This is a genomic window from Desulfofundulus luciae (genome assembly GCF_030813795.1).
GTDB classification, from domain to species: Bacteria; Bacillota; Desulfotomaculia; order Desulfotomaculales; family Desulfovirgulaceae; genus Desulfofundulus; species Desulfofundulus luciae.
On the sequence record NZ_JAUSUX010000001.1, the window covers coordinates 36853 to 55993 of the forward strand.

Sequence of the window (19141 nt, forward strand, 5' to 3'; positions counted from 1 at the left end):
TAAGCCCCGTGAATAAAACACGGGGCTTAAATTTTTTCTATTGCTTCTAAAAGTCAAGTAAGCCCGGGAGTTAGAAGACACGGCTAGACCGGACATTTACGCGATAATAGCTACCGCACCACCACCCGGTACTCCCTGAGCCAGGTATCAACCTGAATAAGGTAAGCCAGGAGCTGCGGCCCGCGCATCAGTTGGCCGTACCAGGGCCTGTTCATGGCCGGCGCATCCAGCCGGGCAAACTGGCGCACGGCCTCAACGTTGATAAAGGGCAGCAGGGGGGAGGTGGGGTCGTCCAGAATATCCAGGAGCCACCGGCGGACGGCCGCGAAATAGGCCGGGTGATGGGTCTTGGGGTAAGGGCTCTTGCGCCGCAGGAGCACCTCCTGGGGCAGCACCCCCGCCAGTGCCCGGCGCAAGATACCCTTTTCCATCCCCCCGCAGCTTTTCATCTCCCAGGGGATGTTCCAGGCGTATTCCACCAGGCGGTGATCGCAAAAAGGCACCCGCACTTCCAGCCCGGTGGCCATGCTCATACGGTCTTTGCGGTCCAGGAGGGTGGCCATGAACCAGTTGATATTCAGGTAAAATATTTCACGTATGCGTGCTTCACGGGGGCTTTCCCCCGGAAGGCGCGGTACTTCGGCCAGGGTATCCCGGTAGCGCTGCGCCACGTATTCCTCCGGCCGGATCATGGCCAGCAGTTCCGGTGACAACAAACGGGTCCGCTCTCCAGTATCAAGCGCCCAGGGGAAGGTTTGGGCGGCCAGGGCATCCTCCCTCCGGAACCAGGGATATCCGCCGAAAATTTCGTCGGCGCACTCGCCGGACAGGGCCACGGTGGCTTCTTTTTTGACCTCCCGGCAGAAGAGCAGAAGGGAAGCGTCCACATCGGCCATACCGGGCAAATCCCGGGCCCGCACGGCAGCGCTTAGCGCCTCCACCAGGTGTGGCGTGTCGATCAACACGGTCCGGTGGTGGGCGCCCAGAAAGTGCGACACCCGTTCTATCCACCGGGCATCGGAATCGGGCTCAAATTGATTGGGCCGGAAGTAACGGTCGTTCTCCACATAGTCCACTGAAAAGGTCCGAAGTCGCCCCGTACCGTTTTGCTGGAAAGCAGCCGCGGCAAAGGCTGAAATGGCGCTGGAGTCAAGGCCGCCGGAAAGCAGGGTGCAGACGGGCACATCGGCCACCAGCTGCCGCCGGACCGCATCCTGCAAAAGCCGGCCCACCTTATGGGCGGTGGTCTCCAGGTCGTCAGGATGGGGGTGGCTTTCCAGGGCCCAGTACCGGTAAATGTGCATACCCCGGCGGTTATAAACCAGGCAGTGGCCTGGCCTCAGCTCCTTTACTCCCCGGAAAACGCCGTGTCCCGGCGTGCGTCCGGGGCCCAAAACAAAGATTTCGGCCAGACCTTCGGCGTCCACCTCCGGTTGCACGCCTGGATGGGCAAGGAGCGCCTTCAATTCCGAACCAAAGATAAAAGCGCTACCCCTTTGGGTATAAAAAAGGGGTTTTACTCCCAGACGGTCCCGGGCCATAAAGAGGGTTTGATCCGCTTCACTCCAGATGGCAAAGGCGAAAATACCGTTCAAGCGCGGCACGCATTCTTTGCCCCACTCCATATAAGCCGTGAGTAACACCTCCGTATCCGAGTGGCCCTGGAAGCGATAACCCCGGGCTTCCAGCTCCGCCCGTAGCTCCGGGGTGTTGTACAGTTCACCGTTATAAATGATTATGTACCTGTACTCTCCCTTCCGGCGGGTCATGGGCTGCCCCCCGCCTGCGGGATCAACCACGATCAGGCGGCGGTGGGCCAGGGCGGCCCTGGGAGACAGCCACAACCCGGCGGCGTCGGGCCCGCGGCAGGCCAGGGCTGCCGCCATGTCCTCCAAAGTGGGGCGCTGGTGGGTGAGATCCACATCCCAGTCTACCCAGCCGGCAATGCCACACATTTGACTTTCCCCTCCCAATTTAAGCTCGTGCGAGCCAGCGAAATTCCAGCCGGGAAAAGGAAAGCGCCCTTCCGCAGCAGCTGATGTATGTACTGCGGGGGGCGCCTTTGCCCGGCCCGTATTAAATACTGTGGCAGCCCGTACGGCAGGTTCCGTACTCAAGCTCATATTATGCGGGGAAGCCTTGAAATGTGTCGAAGTGTTACGAAAAAATTACCTGGAGCTCGGGACAGGGCTTATGTCCTCTTTTCTAAGGACGGCTCTAAAGCAGTATAACCCGTAGGTTTCGGAATATAAAGCGTTCTCAGACAGCTCAAAGGATACGTCACCTGCAAAAGCCAGCCCGGTCTCGTATAAAACGCTTCTCAGGAATGCTAAATCAACGCTTGGATAATCAAGAGTCAATAATAGCAGCCCGTCGTCCTTAAGAGTTCTCCTGAATTCCTTCAGGGACAGCATAATGTCTTTTAAAGGTAAATGTTCAATCACAGAGATACAATAGATCTTGTCAAATTTTTTGTCTTCATAGGGCAGGTCTGTGATTGACGCCTTAACGTAGGATATACGTTTAAAGTACTTCATCGGAAAAAACCGTGCTGCGTCATATCCAAAATCTTTTAATATATCGCTCAGGATTGCTCCGGGAGATAAAATTCTTTCGTCAATATCACAAGCGTGAACTTCACGGCATACATCCGCCAAATAAAATTTAAACGGATGGCAAATACCGCAACCAGCATCCAAGGCGACATCGGCAGGTTCACAAAATTGTCTTGCCCATTCATATTCATAAAACCTACTCCACCAGTATGGTGGTAGCGGAAAGACAAGCTGCTCAATACGCGGGTCGTTCCGTAAAAAAAATCTGGATAGGAATTTACCGGACACCTTATCATCCCTTCCTTAACTTATCTTTACCGGGCCATGCACTTAAAGGTCTTCGGTCCAGCCCACCAGGTTTGGTTTAGGGTCAAGGATGGACAGATATTGACCAATTAGTCCGTACTGCCCCAGTGGGTCCAGCTTTTTGTAACGGTAGTATTTGGCCAGCCGGTCGGCAGGTTTTATCCATCCCAGGTGTTTCACCCGCAATGAGCTGGTGGCACCTCTAAGCTCAGTGATGTTATGGGGAAATCGCCCGCAGTGCTGGGGGGTTTCCCGCCACTGGTAGGGGAAACCGGGAACATACCTGACCATGAAGGGTCTGTAGTAGTGGTGGGCCTTCCAGTATTCGTCCTCGCGGTAATGATCTTCATCCCACATGTCGTAGAGGCGGAAATAATAAACCTCAATTTCCGGATTGGCAGCCAGGGACCTTAGCTCCTTTACCGCGCGCTCTTCAAAAATTTCATCGGCGTCTAAAACTAAAATCCAGTCCGGACCGGTTCCCACCGCCAGCTCCCAGAGCTGCTTGCGCAGGATGATTTCGTTATGAAAAGAGGGCTGCTTGTTGGAAACCAGGGTCAAGGGAATGTTTTGCAGGGTTTTTTTACACACTTCCACTGTATTATCCTCGCTGGCATCGTCTAAAATCACTGCACAATCGATGTACTGCGCCGCGTGCTTGAGAACCCTCTCAAGGTATCTCCCGGCTTCGTTTCTTACCAGCATAGCAAGGGTAATTTTACTTCCCCGTGTACCAGTCTCTTCATCAGCAGTTTGCAGCATGGCCGCGCCGGTCGGTGTATCCTTGCCGGCCGGAAAATATTTCTCTTTATACGCCTTCAAGCCCGCAAAATCAGACTCCCGGTATATATGGAACGGCGGGTAATGGGTGTCGGCATAGAGCTCCAACCCCAGGGCAGCCGCCCGAATGCAAAAATGCCGGTCCTCCCCGGTAAAACCCAGGTTATATATTTCGCTGAAGGAGACCCCCAACAGAATTGCCCTGCGGCTGATCAGGGTACAGGCACCCAGGCCGCCTACTTTATAAACACCGGGCTTTTGCAACGTCTCCAGAAATTCTTTCACCCGCCGGGCGATCTCCTTTTCGTCGAGCATCTCGCCCCGCTGCATGTGATACAGCCGGTACTGGTCGGCTACCCAGACCTGAGGAAGAGGGGTCATATCCGGTTCCCACCTGGTCCAGTAGACCTCGGAAACGATATCCTTTCCCAACCCCACCAGGTGGACCAGCGTTTTCGGGTGCAGCACCAGGTCCGAATCAACCAGAAACAAGAAATCAAAGCCACTGTTCCGGGCCAGATGGATAAAACGGTTCTTATATCCGGCCACTTTCCAGATTAAATCTTCCCGCCAGTGGTGGGTGTGCTCGTCACAGTGGTAAGCGTGCCCTGCACCGTTGCCGGGGAAGATATGAACGTTTTCTCTCCCGGCGGCAAACTCCCGCAGCAGGGTACTTTCCCTTTCGTTATCATCAATAAACGCGTATTCAACTTCTAGACCCGTGGTCTCCAGGTGCGAGAGGGACCACAGGAATTCTCTTAGTATGGACGGTTTCTGCCGGACTGGACTGGCGATGAGCACCCTTTGCATCCAGATCAATCCTTTCATCAAACGTTAAGGCTATTCAGTAGAGCAGGTGACCAGGGAGGACACAACCCCATGACCACCAGTTCCAGGGCGGATGAGGCCAGCCTGAGAAGTCCCTGGACGAAGGAAAACAATCCACACTCCAGATTCCGCTGCACCGCGCTGGCGTATAAAAGCATCCCGCTGGCGCCGGTAAGAAGGTAGTTGCCCAGCGGTTCTTGCCCGGGCCGGCTGGCCAGATACTGTTCCACCATAAGCTGGTATTCCCGGCAGGTCTCTATTAATTCCCGGCAGTTTCTGGAGTTAGACGGTTCGACCAGTATAAGCAGCGCCAGAACCATCGCCAGAGGTAACTCGCCAAGTTTGCACAGCTCTTTGTACAGGGCTTTTTTTCTGGATGGGGAAGCAAACCGGCTTAATGCCTGCCATTGGAGCCTGCCCCGACCCCGCTGTTTTAAACCCAGTATTTGGGTCAGCGGGTACAACATGTGCGGTGCAAGGAGTAAGGCGTGAAAGTACTCATCTTCTGCTTCCCCATACTGGCCCAAAAGATTATAGCTGTCCCCAAGCAAGGCGTGGATGTGGTAAGGGGGGAGAATCTGGGCTCCCGCAGTAAGGGCAAAACGCAGTTCCTCGATGGCCGTGTCGCAGCGGCCGTCATGCAGGGCCAAAAGTCCTTTGACCAGGTGCAGGTCCGGGTCGGCGGGCAGCATGGATAGGGCCCCGTCAAGCAAAAATGTTAACCTGTCCCTTTGACCGGTTCTGAAAAGCCCCAGGCACAGCGTGAGCAACAAATCACGGAAATAACCCTCGTTTCCGCGCATGAAAACCAGGGCTTTCTCCATGTGTTCAATGCCTTTTTTGATTTCCCCACACTGCAAGTGTTCGATGCCGAGGCTGTATAAAAGAAAAGGGTCATCAGGTTTATCATCCAGGGCCTTTTTAATTACGCAGATGTTACGCTGGTGCTTGTTTTTGACCTGCAAGTGCCGGTCGAGATAGCCAAAGTGGTAGATTAACAGATCCGAAAAGGCGAGGCCCCCTCCGGCGTTATGCTTTTTGATTGCCCCGGCTACCTGTTCATGGATGGCTCCGGTAAAACGATAGGCGGGTTTATTTCTAAACAACCGCACCACCTGGTCCTCGGCCATCCCTTCACCGTTTCCCAGGTAGCTGCGGATTTTCACGAAATACCCTTCTACACCCGGTGCGTCAAGGAGTCTGGCGAATTCCTCTAATTTAACTGGGGCCAGTATTTCATCAGCATCCAGGATCAGGATCCAGTCACCTGTGGCTTTACTAAGGGAGTAGTTTCTTGCCGCCGCAAAATCATCGCACCAGTGAAAGGTAAAAACCCTGGCTCCACTTTGGGCGGCCACTTCCTTCGTCCGGTCGGTGGAGCCCGTGTCGACCACGACGATTTCCTGCACCAGGTGCTGCACACTTTGGATGCAGGAGGCAATCCAGTGTTCTTCGTTTCTGGCAATCATGCACAGGCTCACCGGTAACCCGCTGCTCATGAAAATAACCCCCTGGCCGGGCCGCATTTGTAGTCCAGCATGTGACGGGCGGCGCTGGCTTTTTCTTTAAGGTAGGCACACAGGGCCATGCATCCCCTGGGAGACAGGCTGGTTAAAAGCTTTATTGTCTCTTGCGCCAGCCGGTGGTACCCCAATGAAACGCGGGCATTACCTGGTTCCAAAGGCCCGGGCCGGTAGCGCAGGCAGTTCTCCAGGATGGTCAGGGCCGTTTCAATGACTGCCGGCTCGCGGTTTTTTTCCGGCCGGCCGCACCTGGAACCGTTGCCGAGCAGCGAAATCAGGTTCAATAACGCCCAGGCCGGGCTACGCCCTTGTGGCCGCCGCCACAGGGAAATGGTCCTTATTTTCGCCAGGCGGTAATCTTCTTTGAGCATCAGGGCAACGATCTCGTCGACTGCCAGGGAGGGATCTATCTCACCACCGGCGTGCCGGATACGCTCCATAAGGGAAAGGGCATGCTCAAACCGGCCTGCATACACGCAAAACCGTGCCAGGCGCCGGACATGGCCTTCAGTTGGACTGCCGGCACCTGGGCCGGTTTCTTCAAAACACGCACAGGCCAGATCCGGAAAACCGGCCTCGAAGAACAGGTCGGCCAGCACTACTACCTGTTGGGGGTGGTTGAGGTGCCCGGCGGCTTTGAGATGGTCGAAGGCACCCTGTGGTCCCTTTTCAGCCAGGTGGAGCAGGAACAGGTTGTAGAGCGGATAAAGATAGGCAGGGTTTAATGCCAGGGCCTTCTCGTAACAGTTTTTAGCTTCTTTAAACCTGGCCAGTTTTTCGTGGCAGTAGCCCAGATGATATAACGACAGGAAGCTCTCCGTGCCGTTGGTATGGCTAAACAGGGGTGGCGGTTGGCCGAGATGCAGGGCCTCTTTAAACCATTTCAGGGCTATTTCATACTCCCCTTTTTCCTCGAACAGGATTCCTCCGTCGAAAAATAGATCGGTGTAAAAGGGATAGCGCTGGCTTTCTTCCATACATATACAGATGGCCTCATCAAGGTTCCCCAGCGCCCTCAAGCAGGCAATCACTAAACGGATGGCCGGCGCCCGGAACAGGATGTGCCCGTCCGTCAGCTGTTTTAAGGCTTCTTGAAGGTACGGGAGCGCCCGTTCAGCCTTGCCCAGGCCCAGCCATTCCACCCCCAGGTAATACTGTAAGAAGGGATTGGCGGGATCCGCAGCTACCGCCTGCCGCAGCAGGGCCAGATTGCGCCCTCGCTTGCGGTTGCGTTCTCTTTTGGATAAAGGCCTGTGCCAGATAACCGGGCCCTGTGCTGTGCCTACCGCTTCCGGGCGGCTAATCACCACCTGCTCATGGATGACCCCCTGGAAGCGGTAGCCGGCCTTGTTTCGAAACAGTCTGAGGACGAAAAACCGGTTGTAGTCACCGGGATTTTCAGTGGCCCGGTTATGGAGGGGCAGGAAAAAGGCCTCGTAACCGCTGTTGTTGTTTATAAGCGAGCGCAGGTCGCCCGGACTGGTATCCAGTTCTTCATCGGCATCAAGGGACAAGATCCAATCGCTTTTAGCCCGGGCAAGAGCATAGTTGCGGGCGGCGCTAAAATCACCGTGCCACGGGTAACGGTAGACCTTGCCGGTGTAACGGCGGGCGATCTCTACGGTACGGTCCGTTGAACCGGTATCTACAATAACTATTTCATCGACCGCCCCCTTAACGCTATCCAGGCAGACGGCCAGGTTTGCCTCTTCGTTGCGCACGATCATCGCTAAAGCTACAGTTGGGATCATATTTCCTGGTTTGCCTCCTCAAAGAGCCTGCGCAGAACCGGTAGTTCGGGGTATTTATCAATGGCTACCCGCAGGATTTCCCGGCGCATTTTTTCATAAAGCCTGATCAGGCTGACATAATACCGCGGTTCTGCTGGATCCTGCGCCAGGGCCCGTCTATAGAGTTCCCCGGCCTCGATGCAGGCGTTTTGACGCTCTTTAATTTCTGCAAGGGTAAAGAGTGTTTCGGGGCATTCCGGATAGGCCTCCAGGTAAAGACCCAGGTAATATTCTGCGGTCTTGAGGTGGCCGTACCGGTAAAATAGCTGGCCTACGGCCCGGGCGTTCTTGCTCAGGCACTCCCGGGATAAACCGTCTAACAGCGACTCGGCCCGTTCTTTCTCGCCCAGGTCAAGGGCACGCATTAGAATATCCAGGAGAAGGGACATTCCCTCGTCGCCCAGGGTGACTCCGGGCCCTCTGCGCCTGCCCGGGTAGTTTCGCAGCAGGCTCACCACCGCCCCCGTGTCCTGGGAAAGTCCGAGGGCAAACAGTTCTTCCACCAGGGGCAGCACTTTCCGGCGTTTTCCCTGGAACCAGAAGCACAGGATTTTATTTAATTTGGCCAGCGGGTAAAGCCGGTGGCCGGGGCCGAACCCCTCAAGGATGCGCAGGGCTTCCAGGTAACGCCTCAGCTGGATCAGGCAGATTGCTTTCCATAATAGAATTTCCGGTACGGCTTCCTGCTGGTCCATGCCCCGCTCCAGGTACTCCAGGGCAAGCTTGTAGGCGGACTGGCGGAAAAGGATTTGCCCCATCAGGAGGTTGGCCTGGGGAGTACAGAATTCACAAAGCTGTTCCAGGCATTTTTTTGCATAAACCGGATCTTCTTGTGGTTTTAAGAGGCGCGTGATGCTTTCCAGGGCGGGGGTGAAGTGGGGTTTGTCCCGCAGGCTCAAGATGTAATAACGCATGGCTTCTTCGTGGTTTAAAAAAACTTCCGCCAGCTGTCCCAGCTGGTAAAGGGAACGGAAACCCCGCGTCCCGCCGAAAGGTGCGTAGTGGGCCGGCTGTTCGGGCATGGACAGCGCCCTTTGGAAGAACTCATACGCCCGCCCGTAATCTTTTTGTTCGTAGCTGATCAACCCGCCGTAGTAATAGAGGTCTGCGTAGTTAGGAAAAAGATCCAGGCCGAGCTGGACAATTTCTAAAGCCTGTTCGGGCTTGCGGGCGGCATGGTAGGCCAGGACGATGTAACGCAGGAGTTTGGGCAGGTAGATGGTGTTCGGATCGATACCATTGGCCGCCCTGACCAGTTCTGCTGCTGCTTCATCAAACCTTTCCGCCCGGTACAGCTCCACACCGTAGTGATAGCGAAGGTGGCGGTTGTCCGGATTCCGGTTTAGCTCCTGGCTGAGCAGGGCCAGATTCCGGTTCTTTTTATCCTTTGCCTCAATTTGCCGGTCCAGGTAGCCGTAATGCAGGATCACCAGGTCTTCGGCAATCTGGTACCTGGCCTGGCTGTTTCGTTCTAAGATCACGTCTGCGATCTGTTCGTGGATAGCCCCGCGAAACCGGTAGTCCTTTCGGTTTTTGAAAAGACGGAAGACCAGGTCCGGGCAGGTTTCGACCCACCCCCCGTTGCCTACGTAGTTAATTATCTTGACAAAATAACCTTCTACATTCTTTTCGTTGGCCAGCCTGCGCAGTACTTCCCTGCTTTCACCGGCCAGTTCTTCATCGGCATCTAAAAACAAAATCCAATCTCCCGTGGCCAGTTCAAGCGAGGCATTGCGGGCGTCACTGAAATTGTCATTCCAGGGGAAAGATTGGACCAGGGCGCCAAATTCCCTGGCTATTTGACAAGTACCGTCGGTAGAGCCCGTATCTACAACAATTATTTCGTCCACGGTCCCGGCCACGCTTTGAAGGCAACGGCGGATGTTTTGTTCTTCGTCCTTTACAATCATGCACAAGCTGATTCTGGACTCCATGATCTCTCATACCTCATTCAATAAAATAGTTTTTTTGTTAATTTATGCACAGGGCCTGTAACCTTCCACAACTATGAAGAATACCCTAATAGCGGAACGTAAAAATTTACCATGCGAAGGAGGACAACTTATGCCAAACTATAAAATTTTTCAAGACAATCCAGATCAAGCGCGTATAAAAATCTTTGGCAGCCAGAATGTAGCCTTGAATACCGACTCAACAGGTAACCTGAGCATCACCAGCACCGGTCTGGCCGTTACCGCACCGGCGAACGGGTTGCTGGTGACGGCGCCGGCTACCGGTTTATCGATCACGCCGCCGGCCGGGGGTTTAACCATCACCAGCACCGGCCTGGCCGTCACCGCACCGGCGAACGGGCTGCTGGTGACGGCACCGGCTACCGGTTTATCGATCACGCCGCCGGCCGGGGGCCTGAGCATCACCAGCACCGGTCTGGCCGTTACCGCACCGGCGAACGGGTTGCTGGTGACGGCACCGGCTACCGGTTTATCGATCACGCCGCCGGTCGGGGGCCTGAGCATCACCAGCACCGGTCTGGCCGTCACCGCACCGGCGAACGGGCTGCTGGTGACGGCACCGGCTACCGGTTTATCGATCACGCCGCCGGCCGGGGGTTTAACCATCACCAGCACCGGCCTGGCCGTATTATCAAATCTGGTCACCACTGACGTATCGGCCACGAGGGCAAACGTTACAGACACTGCCGGAAGCCCCGATACCAGTTACACCGTTTTGAATCTCAGGACCTGGACGTTTGGCGTTGTTAACGCCTCCACAACGATTGCTCCCGCCACTGTTAAGCTGCAGATCAGCCCGGACGGCAGCAGCTGGATCGACGAGGCCGGCCCGGTTACCCTGAACACCGGCGATGTAACTACCCTTGTGTCTGCTATTTTCTTGAAATACGCACGTATATATTATGCTGCCGTCGACTCGAACAGCGCCGTGACCCTGAATATCTTTTTCCAGGGCCAGAGCTAACAACAAGGAGAAGGCCGCGGTTTTTCCCGCGGTCTTCCCGCTCCAGTTCTGCCAATGTTGACCGGGTATCTGATTATGGAGGTCTAAGTCTATGGCAAAAATTGGTGTCATGCCGGAAGATTCCAGGTTCGCACGGCAAAAAGATAACCTTGAGCACCTGGGTGTGCTGGGCATTTTTGCCGGGATTGTGCTGGGGGCTGTCGCCATTGTCTTATGCCTTATCTTATACCGCAAGCCCGTTCCCGAATGCCCTGAACCCGAGTTCACCAGTATTGTCCAGCGTAATCTGGTTAGCCGGGATGTAGAAGGTTTTAGCAAAAGCATTGATCTTTCCCGGATCCGGACCTTTTCTTTTCTGGTCCGCAATGATGGTCCCAATCCTGTGGTGGCCCAGACCGAGCTGAGTCCAGACGGAGTGACCTGGAGTTCCTTCGGGGAATCGTCGTACGTGATCGAGCCCGGGGATAAGCACCTTTTTGTCCCCCAGTTTTTCCTGCGATATGCCCGCATTAAATTCCGGAACAAGAAGCCGGGCATGGATACGTTGATTACCGTGTGGTTTCAGGGGCAGGGTTAAGGACAACCATTTCCCAGGGCAGGTGATAGAGGATTTGCCCTTTCTGATGGAAAAGGAAAAGCTTACCTCGATTATCATTCCCACAAGGAACCAGCTAAGCCTGACCGTGTTATGCCTGGAAAGCATTTTCAAGTACACCCCGGAACCGGTTGAAATTATTGTGGTGGACAACGGTTCCACCGACGGCACCCGGGAATACCTGTGCTCAGTGCCTGGAATCCGGCTGCTGGAGAACGGTCGCAACCTGGGTTTTGCCGCCGCATGCAACCGGGGCCTGGCCGTTGCCCGGGGCGACCATCTTTTGCTTTTAAACAACGATACCCTGGTAACCCCGGGGTGGTTGTCCGGGCTCATATCCCATTTAAAAAAGTATCCCGGCGCCGGGCTGGTGGGTCCCCTCTCCAACTGTGGCGGTGTAACGCAGACCATACCGTTAGCCCTGCCTTCCCTGGACCGGCTGGAGGAATTCAGCCGCCGGCTGGCACTGCAAAACCGGGGACAGTGCCACCCGGTCCCGGTGCTCAGCGGTTTTTGCCTGCTGTTCACGCGGCGGGTTTTGAATACCATTGGCGGGCTGGACCCCCGTTTTAACCCCGGGAATTTTGAAGATGACGATTTCTGCCTGCGGGCCAGGCTGGCCGGCTTTGTGCTGCTGGTGGCCGCAGACGTATTTGTATACCACTTCGGTCAGAAAACCTTTACCGGGGAAGGCATGGATTACCGGGCGGTCCTGCGGGCCGGCTGGGAAAAGTTCCGGCTTAAGTGGAAGTTGCCGCCCAATTTTCCACCGGAAAAGCGCCACAATTCTCCCCTGATCCTGAATCAAACCTTTGATCCCTGCCGGCATACGGTTCCGCTGGAGTAAAACAGCTCTACCCTTTAGCCAGAAGGGCGCTGTGCCGGTCCCCCCAAGTATGTTGCAGGTACCCGAATGTTTCAGGAAAGTATTACCACAGGGGATTCGAGCACCATATTTTAGCCCCTTCATAGTATGTTCATAGCAGAAATCACTCAAAAAGGAGTGTCCAGGATGGCTTTTCAACTAACCAGTTTTGACCTGGTTACCCCGCCCGGCGGGAGCCAGCAGCATTACGACTTTTTCATCCTCCCCGAACCCCGGGCGCTGGCCAGCGGGGTGGTGCGCCGGCCCGATGGTACGCCCGTGCCGGGAGCCGTGGTGGTCGTGTTTCGGAAGGAAGGGGATAAGCTGGGGCCCGTTATCGGTCACACCTTCACCGATCAGGACGGGCAGTTTTTCCTGGGACCCCTGGCTCCCGGGACCGAGTACAAGGTAAAGGTATTCTACATGGAAACCGGTGCTGTGCAGGACCAGGCCCAGGTGGTGGAGTCCGGTATTTTCCCGCCGGTCTTCCCGCTGCCTCCCGTAGCTCCATTTCCCACTGTAGCCCCGTTTCCTCCAGTTGCTCCGTTGCCGTAAGCAGGCCGGATCTCTCACGTGGCGTCAGTCCGGGGTAAGCATTTTTACCTTCTTTGCCGTTATCCTTTGCGAAGGGTGGTTGCTCCTTCTGTGCTTTTTTCCGTTATAATTCCCTGCCGTAATGAAGGGGATCATTTGCGGCGGACCGTCCAATCCATGATCCAGGCCCGGGGACCGGAGCAGGAAATTGTTGTGGTGGACGACGGGTCCACCGACGGGTGCTGTGATTTCCTGCGGTCCGGTAAAATGCCCGGTGTGCGGTTGGTTGAGGGGAAAAACCTGGGGGTGGCCGGTGCACGCAATGCGGGGGCGGCCCGGGCCACAGGAAAAATCCTTTGTTTTTGCGATGCCCACCTGGAATTGCCGCCCGGCTGGCTGGCGGCTCTGGCCCGCCCCCTCGGGGAGGGTATGGCCGAGGTGGTTTGCCCGGCCATGGCCGATTCCCGCCGGCCCCACGCGGTGGGTTACGGGGTTACCTGGGGAACCAACCTGCAATGGCAGTGGTTGCACCGCCGTCCCCCGGAACCTTCCTATGTCCCTCTGGCTCCCGGGGGATGTCTTCTGGTATCCCGGCGGGTGTACGAAGCGGTAGGGGGATTTGAAAGGGGTTTTTACGGGTTTGGTTTTGACGACCAGGAATTTTGCCTCAAAATCTGGCTTTTCGGTTTCCGGGTTATGGTGCAGCCGCAGGTACAGGTGCGGCATCTTTTCCGGGAGACCCACCCCTACCCGGTAGGGGCGGGTGAACTGCTGCACAATTTTTTGCGCATGACTTTTTTGCACTTTAACCGGAGGCGTCTGGCGCGGGTAATGGAGATGGTCAGGGGGCAGCCCGGATTTGCCGGAGTGATGGCAGGGCTGCTGGACAGCGATGTTTGGGAAAAGCGTAAAATTTATTTCCAGCGCCGACACTATGACGACGATTGGTTCATGGAGCGTTTTAAAATACCCTTTTAACGCCTGGAGTGGTTTACAACAGATGCATGAAGCATCCGCAAGGGGGTCAAAAGGTCTGGCTTCGGTAATTATTATCTGCCGGGATGAACTGCCCTATCTGGAGCAAACCATCCGCTTTATGCTTACCGTGCCTTCCGGTTGTCCCATGGAGATCATTGTGGTGGATGACGGCTCCCGGGATGGGTGCGCCGACTTTCTCCGGCGGGGGGGCGAGCTGAGCCGGCGCGTGCACCTTGTCGATGCCCCCGGTTTGGGGCCGGCCCGGGCCCGGAACCTGGGAGCCGCCCGGGCCAGGGGTGAGCTCCTGGTTTTTTGCGACGCCCACATCATTGTCCCCGGCGGCTGGCTGGGCGATCTGGCCCGGGCGGTGCTGGCCGGGCAGGCCCATGCCGTTTGCCCGGCCCTGGTGCATACGGAAAACCCGCACTTGGCCATCTACGGCGGCACCTTTAATAAAGACCTTTCCTGGGTGGGGCTGACCCTGCCTCCCCGCTCTCTTTCACCCGTGCCCCTGGCCCCCGCCGGCTGCCTGGCCGTGAGCCGGGAGGTTTTTTTAGAGGTGGGAGGATTTGAAGAAGGTTTCACCGGCTGGGGATATGACGATGTAGAATTTTCGCTGAAGTTATGGCTTTTTGGTTTTGTCGTGGCGGTAATGCCGTGGGTTAAAGTTATACACATCAGCCGCCCTTTAAAACCCTACCAGAGGCCGGGGGAGAATCTCACCCGCAACCTTCTCCTGCTGGCGGCCCTGCACTTCAACCCCCACCGCCTGGCCAGGGTGGCGGCAATGGCCAGGCCCTATGCGGGCTTTTCCGAAGCCTGGGCCCGGGCGAGTGAACCGGGCGTCTTAAAAAAACGGGATGAGTATTTTCGCCGCCGGGTGCACGATGATGACTGGTTTGTGAGTACCTTTGGCATGCCGGTTTAAGTGCGAGGTCCTTTTTCACCAGCAGGGCACAATAAGCATATCCTGGATGGAGGGTCTCTTGTGGAGCATTTTGCTTTTATCATTTGCAGCCAGGACGACGCCCGTTACCGCCGCTGCCTCCAGTACCTGCTGGCGCTGGAACGCCCCGACGTCCAGATGGAGGTCCTGCGGGTGGCGTCCCGGCACAGTATTGCGGCTGCTTATAACCGGGCGATGGAAAGGAGCGCGGCTACCTATAAGGTTTACCTGCACGACGATGTATTTATTTTAAACCGTCACTTCTGCCGGGACGTTTTGAAGATTTTTCGGGCGGACCCCTCCATCGGCCTTATCGGCATGTGCGGGTGCAAAAAGATACCGCCCAGGGGGATGTGGTGGGAGGGGAAAAGTTACGGCAAAGTTTCTCATGGGGACCCACCCCGGGTGCTCCTCTTTAACCAGCCCGCGGGCCTTTACGAGGTGGTGCAGGCGGTGGATGGCCTGCTCATGGTCACCCGCTACGATGTGCCCTGGCGGGAGGACATAATCGACGGTTTTCACTTTTACGATCTTTCCCAGTGCCTGGAATTTGCCCGCCGGGGATACCGGGTGGTGGTGCCACGCCAGGAAGAACCCTGGTGCTACCACCGGAGTCCGGGCAGGATTGATGCGGAATATGAGCGGTTAAGGCAGGTTTTCTTAAGGGAGTATGCCAAGGAATTATCTGGCAATCAGGTGGGGTAAGATGGCCAGCGTGTTGTTTATTGACGGAGTTCTTCCCTCATTCCCCCATCCCGAACGGGGATGGCGCGTTTTGCGTATTTTAAAAGCTATTGCAGAAGCCGGGCACAGGGTGGTTTACCTGTTGCTCCAGGGAGAGCGGTACGAAATCTACCGGCCAGTTTTTGAGGAAGCCGGTATTGAGTTTATGGTGGAAAAAGGAGCCCGGATCTGCCGGCAGGGTCCGGTGAAGTGCCGGGTGGTAGGACTGGACCAACTGGTGCAGGAAGTCCCCTTTCACCTTGCCTGCATTCATTTTGCGGCCAACGCCCTCGCGTGCATTCCGGTAATCCGCCGCCATTCCCCCCGCACCAGGATTGCCGTGGATACGGTGGATCTCGCCCATATCCGGTTGTGGCGGGAGGCCCTGGTTACCGGGCGGCGGGAGACGGTTGTAGAAGCCTACCGCCACTGGGAAATGGAAACGGCCGTTTTCCGGCAGGCCGATGCGGTTATTGCCGTTACCCCTCTGGAAGCCAAAATGATTTCCCGCCTGGCACCAGGTGTCAAAACAGTGGTCATTCCCGTTATTGCCGATGCCTGGCCACAGGTCAACCCCTTTTCCAGCCGCCAGGGCCTGCTTTACGTGGGAAACTTTTTTCACCCGCCCAATGCGGATGCCGTGTTTTACCTGGTCGATCACATCTGGCCCCATTTGCAAAAGGCCCTCCCCGGGGTGGACCTCTACATTGTGGGCCACAACCCCCCGCAGGAGATCCAGGCTCTGGTAAATGACGGGATAAGGGTGGTCGGCTATGTGCCCTCACTGGCTCCTTACTTTGAGCAGTGCCGCCTGATGGTAGCCCCCATCCGCTACGGGGCGGGGATAAAGACCAAGATAGTGGAGGCCATGGCCGCCGGTTTGCCGGTGGTGACCACCAGCATGGGTGCCGAGGGTATGGAGCTGCAGCCCGGTGAAAACGTGCTGGTGGCCGATGATCCCGTCTCCTTCAGCCGGGCGGTGGCCGCCCTTTATCAAAACCAGGCCCTGTGGGACCGCCTGTCTCAAAAAGGACGGGAGCATGTGCGCCGCCATTACAGTTTTCCCGTGGTGGCCCCGGCTATTTACAGTTTGCTGTCAAGCTGACATACCAGGCCGGTCAGGCGCTCATTAACAGATTGGCCAGCTAAAGAGAAAGGTAGGGTAAGATACAGGGATTCGAGGAGTGATGCCATGCTGGTTTCCATCATCATAGCGGTACACAACCAACTAGAACACATCCAAAACTGCCTGCGGGCATTGTGGAAAAACACCAGCCGTGTCTTCCCCTGGGAACTGATCATCGTGGACAACAACTCGGATAAACAAACGGCAGCCTGGCTGAAAACACTGGGGGGTGAGGTGCGCCTGGTTTCCAACTCCATAAATCTGGGCTTTGTCCATGCCTGCAATCAAGGGGCGGCAGCGAGCCGGGGCAAATACCTTCTCTTTTTAAACAGCGACACCCGGCCCCTCCCCGGCTGGCTGACGGCCCTGGTAGCTGCTTTGCAGGAAAACCCGCGGGCGGGGGCGGCGGGTGCCAGGCTGCTTTACCCCGACGGGAGGCTGCAGGAGGCCGGCGCCATCATCTGGAGGGACGGCACCGGCTGGAACTACGGCCGGGGCGACAATCCCGCCCTGCCCAAGTACAATTACCCCCGCCCGGTGGATTACTGTTCCGGCGCCTGTCTTATGGTCAGGGCGGACCTCTTCCGGGTCCTGGGGGGTTTTGATCCCCGCTATGCTCCCATGTACTACGAGGATGCCGATCTTTGCTTTGGCCTGCGCCAGGCAGGATGGGCCGTGCTTTATGTTCCGGGGGCTGCGGTCATCCATTACGACGGCGGAACCGCTGCAGCCGGCAACGGGGGATGGCGGCATTACATGGCCGTGAACAGGGAAAAATTCGTGGCCAAATGGAAGGATGTCCTGCGCTATCATTACCCGCCTTCCCCGGAGAACGTGGAGCGGGCCTGCTGCCGCCCTCTGGACGCATAAGGGGTGAGGGTAAAAGTGAAACGGGCATTGATTACGGGCATTACGGGCCAGGACGGCTCTTACCTGGCCGAGTTTTTACTGGAGAAGGGATACCGGGTTTACGGGCTGGTGCGGCGTTCCAGCGTGGGCAACCTGGAGAGAATCAAACACCTGGAAAAGGACCTGCGGCTCATCCCCGGCGATTTGACGGATCAGAATTCCCTGATTGCTGCCCTGGTGGAAGCCCGGCCCGATGAAGTTTACAACCTGGCCGCCCAGTCCTTCGTGGGAGTTTCCTGGCAGCAGCCGGTGCTTACAGCCCAGGTTACCGCCCTGGGGGTTACCCGCATGCTGGAGGCCATCCGTACCGTAAACCCGCGCATTCGCTTTTTCCAGGCCTCCAGCTCGGAAATGTTCGGCCGGGTACAGGAAACGCCCCAGTCCGAAAACACGCCCTTTTACCCCCGCAGCCCTTACGGCGTGGCCAAGGTTTACGGCCATTACATCACCGTGAACTACCGGGAGAGTTACGGCCTTTTTGCCTGCAGCGGTATATTGTTTAACCACGAATCGCCCCGGCGGGGCCTGGAGTTTGTTACCCGCAAGGTCAGCGACGGGGTGGCCCGCATCAAGCTGGGCCTGGCCGGTGAGCTTCGCCTGGGGAACCTGGAAAGCCGCAGGGACTGGGGTTATGCCGGGGATTACGTGCAGGCCATGTGGCTGATGCTGCAGCAGGATGAGCCCGATGACTACGTTATTGCCACCGGGGAAACCCACTCGGTGCGGGAACTGGTGGAGATTGCCTTCAGCCACGCCGGCCTGGACTGGCGGAAATACGTGGTTGTGGATCCCCGCCTTTACCGCCCGGCAGAAGTGGATCTGCTCCAGGGGGACTATTCCAAAGCCCGGTCCAAACTGGGCTGGGAGCCCCGGGTTTCCTTTCCCGAACTAGTGCGCATGATGGTGGATGCAGACCTGGCCCGCTGGGAAAAGATTCTGCGACAGGGCGTGCCGGAGGACACGGTTCGGGAAAAGGGGAAACCGTGACCTGGAAAATAACCTGTTCGGTAATTATACCCGGTGTTTGCGGTCGAAATGGTAAAAAGCTAAAAAATTTGGGTTGGATTTTCCAAGGAGGTACCCTATGCTCACGGAAAAGATTGAGCGTTCCAAAGAAATCATTGCTGCCGCGCTGGAGCAGGCCAAAGGGGCCATGGCGACCTTTTCCGGCGGTAAGGATTCCCTGGTGCTGCTTCACCTGATCCGTACCGTTCAAGGCGGTAAGATAGCCATACCCGTATTAAACATTGACACCGGGGTAAAGTTTCCGGAAATTTACCGGTTTATTGACAAGATGCGGCGTCTCTGGGGGTTTAACCTGGTGCGGGAAAACAACATCGGGGCCATTCCCCCGGAAGAAATTGGCCGGGACCAGGTTCAATGCTGTTACCGGCTGAAAACCGTTCCTTTAAAGCGGGCACTGGAAAAATACCGCGTCTCCCACCTTTTCACAGCCATCCGGCGGGATGAGCACCCGGCCCGGGCCGGCGAGGATTATATTTCCCCAAGGGAAGACCACATCCGCGTGCAGCCCCTGCTGCATTTCACCCGGGAGGATATCTGGGCCTACATCCGCCTGCACCACCTGCCCTACTGTTCCCTTTATGACCGGGGATATGTCAGCCTGGGCTGCCGGCCCTGCACCAGCCCGGCCGGTTCCGGTGAAGCGGAGCGCTCCGGGCGGGCTGCGGCCAAGGAAAGGGCTATGCCCGATTTAAGGCAACTGGGGTATTTTTGAGCGGGAGG

17 protein-coding genes are annotated in these 19141 nt (G+C 56.6%); 11 read left to right on the forward strand and 6 right to left on the reverse strand.

Going from position 1 to position 19141, the window contains the following annotated elements; genetic code table 11:
- Nucleotides 1–110 precede the first annotated feature (110 nt).
- From asnB to J2Z49_RS00230, 6 genes are all read right to left on the reverse strand, one after another.
- Nucleotides 111–1955: an asparagine synthase (glutamine-hydrolyzing) gene (gene asnB, locus J2Z49_RS00205; RefSeq protein WP_307398754.1), complete on the reverse strand. Its 1845-nt coding sequence runs from the start codon at nt 1953–1955 to the stop codon at nt 111–113.
- Nucleotides 1956–2168: 213 nt separating this feature from the next.
- Nucleotides 2169–2843 (reverse strand): class I SAM-dependent methyltransferase, encoded by a 675-nt coding sequence (locus tag J2Z49_RS00210; protein WP_307398757.1) that lies wholly within the window; start codon nt 2841–2843, stop codon nt 2169–2171.
- A gap of 42 nt (nt 2844–2885) precedes the next feature.
- Complete coding sequence (locus J2Z49_RS00215; RefSeq protein WP_307398759.1) at nt 2886–4469, reverse strand: glycosyltransferase; 1584 nt, start codon at nt 4467–4469, stop codon at nt 2886–2888.
- Entirely contained in the window at nt 4469–5968 is a 1500-nt protein-coding gene (locus J2Z49_RS00220) for a glycosyltransferase family 2 protein (protein ID WP_307398760.1), read from the reverse strand. The genes J2Z49_RS00215 and J2Z49_RS00220 overlap by 1 nt, the downstream gene beginning before the upstream one ends.
- Nucleotides 5965–7743, reverse strand: a complete 1779-nt coding sequence (locus tag J2Z49_RS00225; protein WP_307398761.1) for a tetratricopeptide repeat-containing glycosyltransferase family 2 protein — start codon at nt 7741–7743, stop codon at nt 5965–5967. Before J2Z49_RS00225 ends, J2Z49_RS00220 begins: the two co-directional genes overlap by 4 nt.
- The gene (locus J2Z49_RS00230; protein WP_307398763.1) at nt 7740–9716 is read right to left on the reverse strand and encodes a tetratricopeptide repeat-containing glycosyltransferase family 2 protein; all 1977 of its coding nucleotides are present in this window, start codon (nt 9714–9716) and stop codon (nt 7740–7742) included. The genes J2Z49_RS00225 and J2Z49_RS00230 overlap by 4 nt, the downstream gene beginning before the upstream one ends.
- 130 nt (nt 9717–9846) lie before the next feature.
- Between J2Z49_RS00230 and J2Z49_RS00235 the strand changes: the two genes are divergently transcribed.
- From J2Z49_RS00235 to J2Z49_RS00285, 11 genes are all read left to right on the forward strand, one after another.
- Nucleotides 9847–10719 carry a DUF6385 domain-containing protein gene (locus tag J2Z49_RS00235; RefSeq protein ID WP_307398765.1) on the forward strand — a complete coding sequence of 291 codons (873 nt, stop codon included), beginning with the start codon at nt 9847–9849 and terminating at the stop codon, nt 10717–10719.
- A gap of 91 nt (nt 10720–10810) precedes the next feature.
- Entirely contained in the window at nt 10811–11296 is a 486-nt protein-coding gene (locus J2Z49_RS00240; RefSeq protein WP_307398767.1) for a DUF6385 domain-containing protein, read from the forward strand.
- Nucleotides 11297–11342: 46 nt separating this feature from the next.
- Nucleotides 11343–12161: a glycosyltransferase family 2 protein gene (locus J2Z49_RS00245; RefSeq protein WP_307398770.1), complete on the forward strand. Its 819-nt coding sequence runs from the start codon at nt 11343–11345 to the stop codon at nt 12159–12161.
- A 165-nt stretch (nt 12162–12326) separates the two neighbouring features.
- On the forward strand, nt 12327–12734 hold the full coding sequence (locus tag J2Z49_RS00250) for a carboxypeptidase-like regulatory domain-containing protein (RefSeq protein ID WP_307398772.1): 408 nt from the start codon (nt 12327–12329) through the stop codon (nt 12732–12734).
- A gap of 90 nt (nt 12735–12824) precedes the next feature.
- On the forward strand, nt 12825–13691 hold the full coding sequence (locus tag J2Z49_RS00255; RefSeq protein ID WP_307398773.1) for a glycosyltransferase family 2 protein: 867 nt from the start codon (nt 12825–12827) through the stop codon (nt 13689–13691).
- Nucleotides 13692–13713: 22 nt separating this feature from the next.
- Nucleotides 13714–14619 (forward strand): glycosyltransferase family 2 protein, encoded by a 906-nt coding sequence (locus J2Z49_RS00260; RefSeq protein ID WP_307398774.1) that lies wholly within the window; start codon nt 13714–13716, stop codon nt 14617–14619.
- 60 nt (nt 14620–14679) lie between these two features.
- A complete protein-coding gene (locus tag J2Z49_RS00265) occupies nt 14680–15342 on the forward strand; it encodes a glycosyltransferase family protein (protein WP_307398775.1) in 663 nt (220 codons plus the stop codon).
- 1 nt (nt 15343) lies between these two features.
- Nucleotides 15344–16465: a glycosyltransferase family 4 protein gene (locus J2Z49_RS00270; RefSeq protein ID WP_307398776.1), complete on the forward strand. Its 1122-nt coding sequence runs from the start codon at nt 15344–15346 to the stop codon at nt 16463–16465.
- Nucleotides 16466–16552: 87 nt separating this feature from the next.
- Nucleotides 16553–17356 (forward strand): glycosyltransferase family 2 protein, encoded by an 804-nt coding sequence (locus J2Z49_RS00275; RefSeq protein ID WP_307398778.1) that lies wholly within the window; start codon nt 16553–16555, stop codon nt 17354–17356.
- Nucleotides 17357–17371: 15 nt separating this feature from the next.
- Nucleotides 17372–18382, forward strand: coding sequence for a GDP-mannose 4,6-dehydratase (gene gmd / locus J2Z49_RS00280; RefSeq protein WP_307399142.1), 1011 nt, complete (start codon nt 17372–17374; stop codon nt 18380–18382).
- A 97-nt stretch (nt 18383–18479) separates the two neighbouring features.
- On the forward strand, nt 18480–19133 hold the full coding sequence (locus J2Z49_RS00285) for a phosphoadenosine phosphosulfate reductase family protein (RefSeq protein WP_307398780.1): 654 nt from the start codon (nt 18480–18482) through the stop codon (nt 19131–19133).
- The last annotated feature ends 8 nt before the right edge of the window (nt 19134–19141 follow it).

Excerpts from the sequence above, each read along its gene's own strand:
- asnB (WP_307398754.1), bottom strand. The coding sequence starts at position 1,955 with ATGTGTGGCATTGCCGGCTGGGTAGACTGGGATGTGGATCTCACCCAC.
- J2Z49_RS00215 (WP_307398759.1), bottom strand. The coding sequence starts at position 4,469 with ATGAAAGGATTGATCTGGATGCAAAGGGTGCTCATCGCCAGTCCAGTC.
- J2Z49_RS00220 (WP_307398760.1), bottom strand. The coding sequence starts at position 5,968 with ATGAGCAGCGGGTTACCGGTGAGCCTGTGCATGATTGCCAGAAACGAA.
- J2Z49_RS00225 (WP_307398761.1), bottom strand. The coding sequence starts at position 7,743 with ATGATCCCAACTGTAGCTTTAGCGATGATCGTGCGCAACGAAGAGGCA.
- J2Z49_RS00230 (WP_307398763.1), bottom strand. The coding sequence starts at position 9,716 with ATGGAGTCCAGAATCAGCTTGTGCATGATTGTAAAGGACGAAGAACAA.
- J2Z49_RS00235 (WP_307398765.1), top strand. The coding sequence starts at position 9,847 with ATGCCAAACTATAAAATTTTTCAAGACAATCCAGATCAAGCGCGTATA.
- J2Z49_RS00240 (WP_307398767.1), top strand. The coding sequence starts at position 10,811 with ATGGCAAAAATTGGTGTCATGCCGGAAGATTCCAGGTTCGCACGGCAA.
- J2Z49_RS00245 (WP_307398770.1), top strand. The coding sequence starts at position 11,343 with ATGGAAAAGGAAAAGCTTACCTCGATTATCATTCCCACAAGGAACCAG.
- J2Z49_RS00250 (WP_307398772.1), top strand. The coding sequence starts at position 12,327 with ATGGCTTTTCAACTAACCAGTTTTGACCTGGTTACCCCGCCCGGCGGG.
- J2Z49_RS00260 (WP_307398774.1), top strand. The coding sequence starts at position 13,714 with ATGCATGAAGCATCCGCAAGGGGGTCAAAAGGTCTGGCTTCGGTAATT.
- J2Z49_RS00270 (WP_307398776.1), top strand. The coding sequence starts at position 15,344 with ATGGCCAGCGTGTTGTTTATTGACGGAGTTCTTCCCTCATTCCCCCAT.
- J2Z49_RS00275 (WP_307398778.1), top strand. The coding sequence starts at position 16,553 with ATGCTGGTTTCCATCATCATAGCGGTACACAACCAACTAGAACACATC.
- J2Z49_RS00285 (WP_307398780.1), top strand. The coding sequence starts at position 18,480 with ATGCTCACGGAAAAGATTGAGCGTTCCAAAGAAATCATTGCTGCCGCG.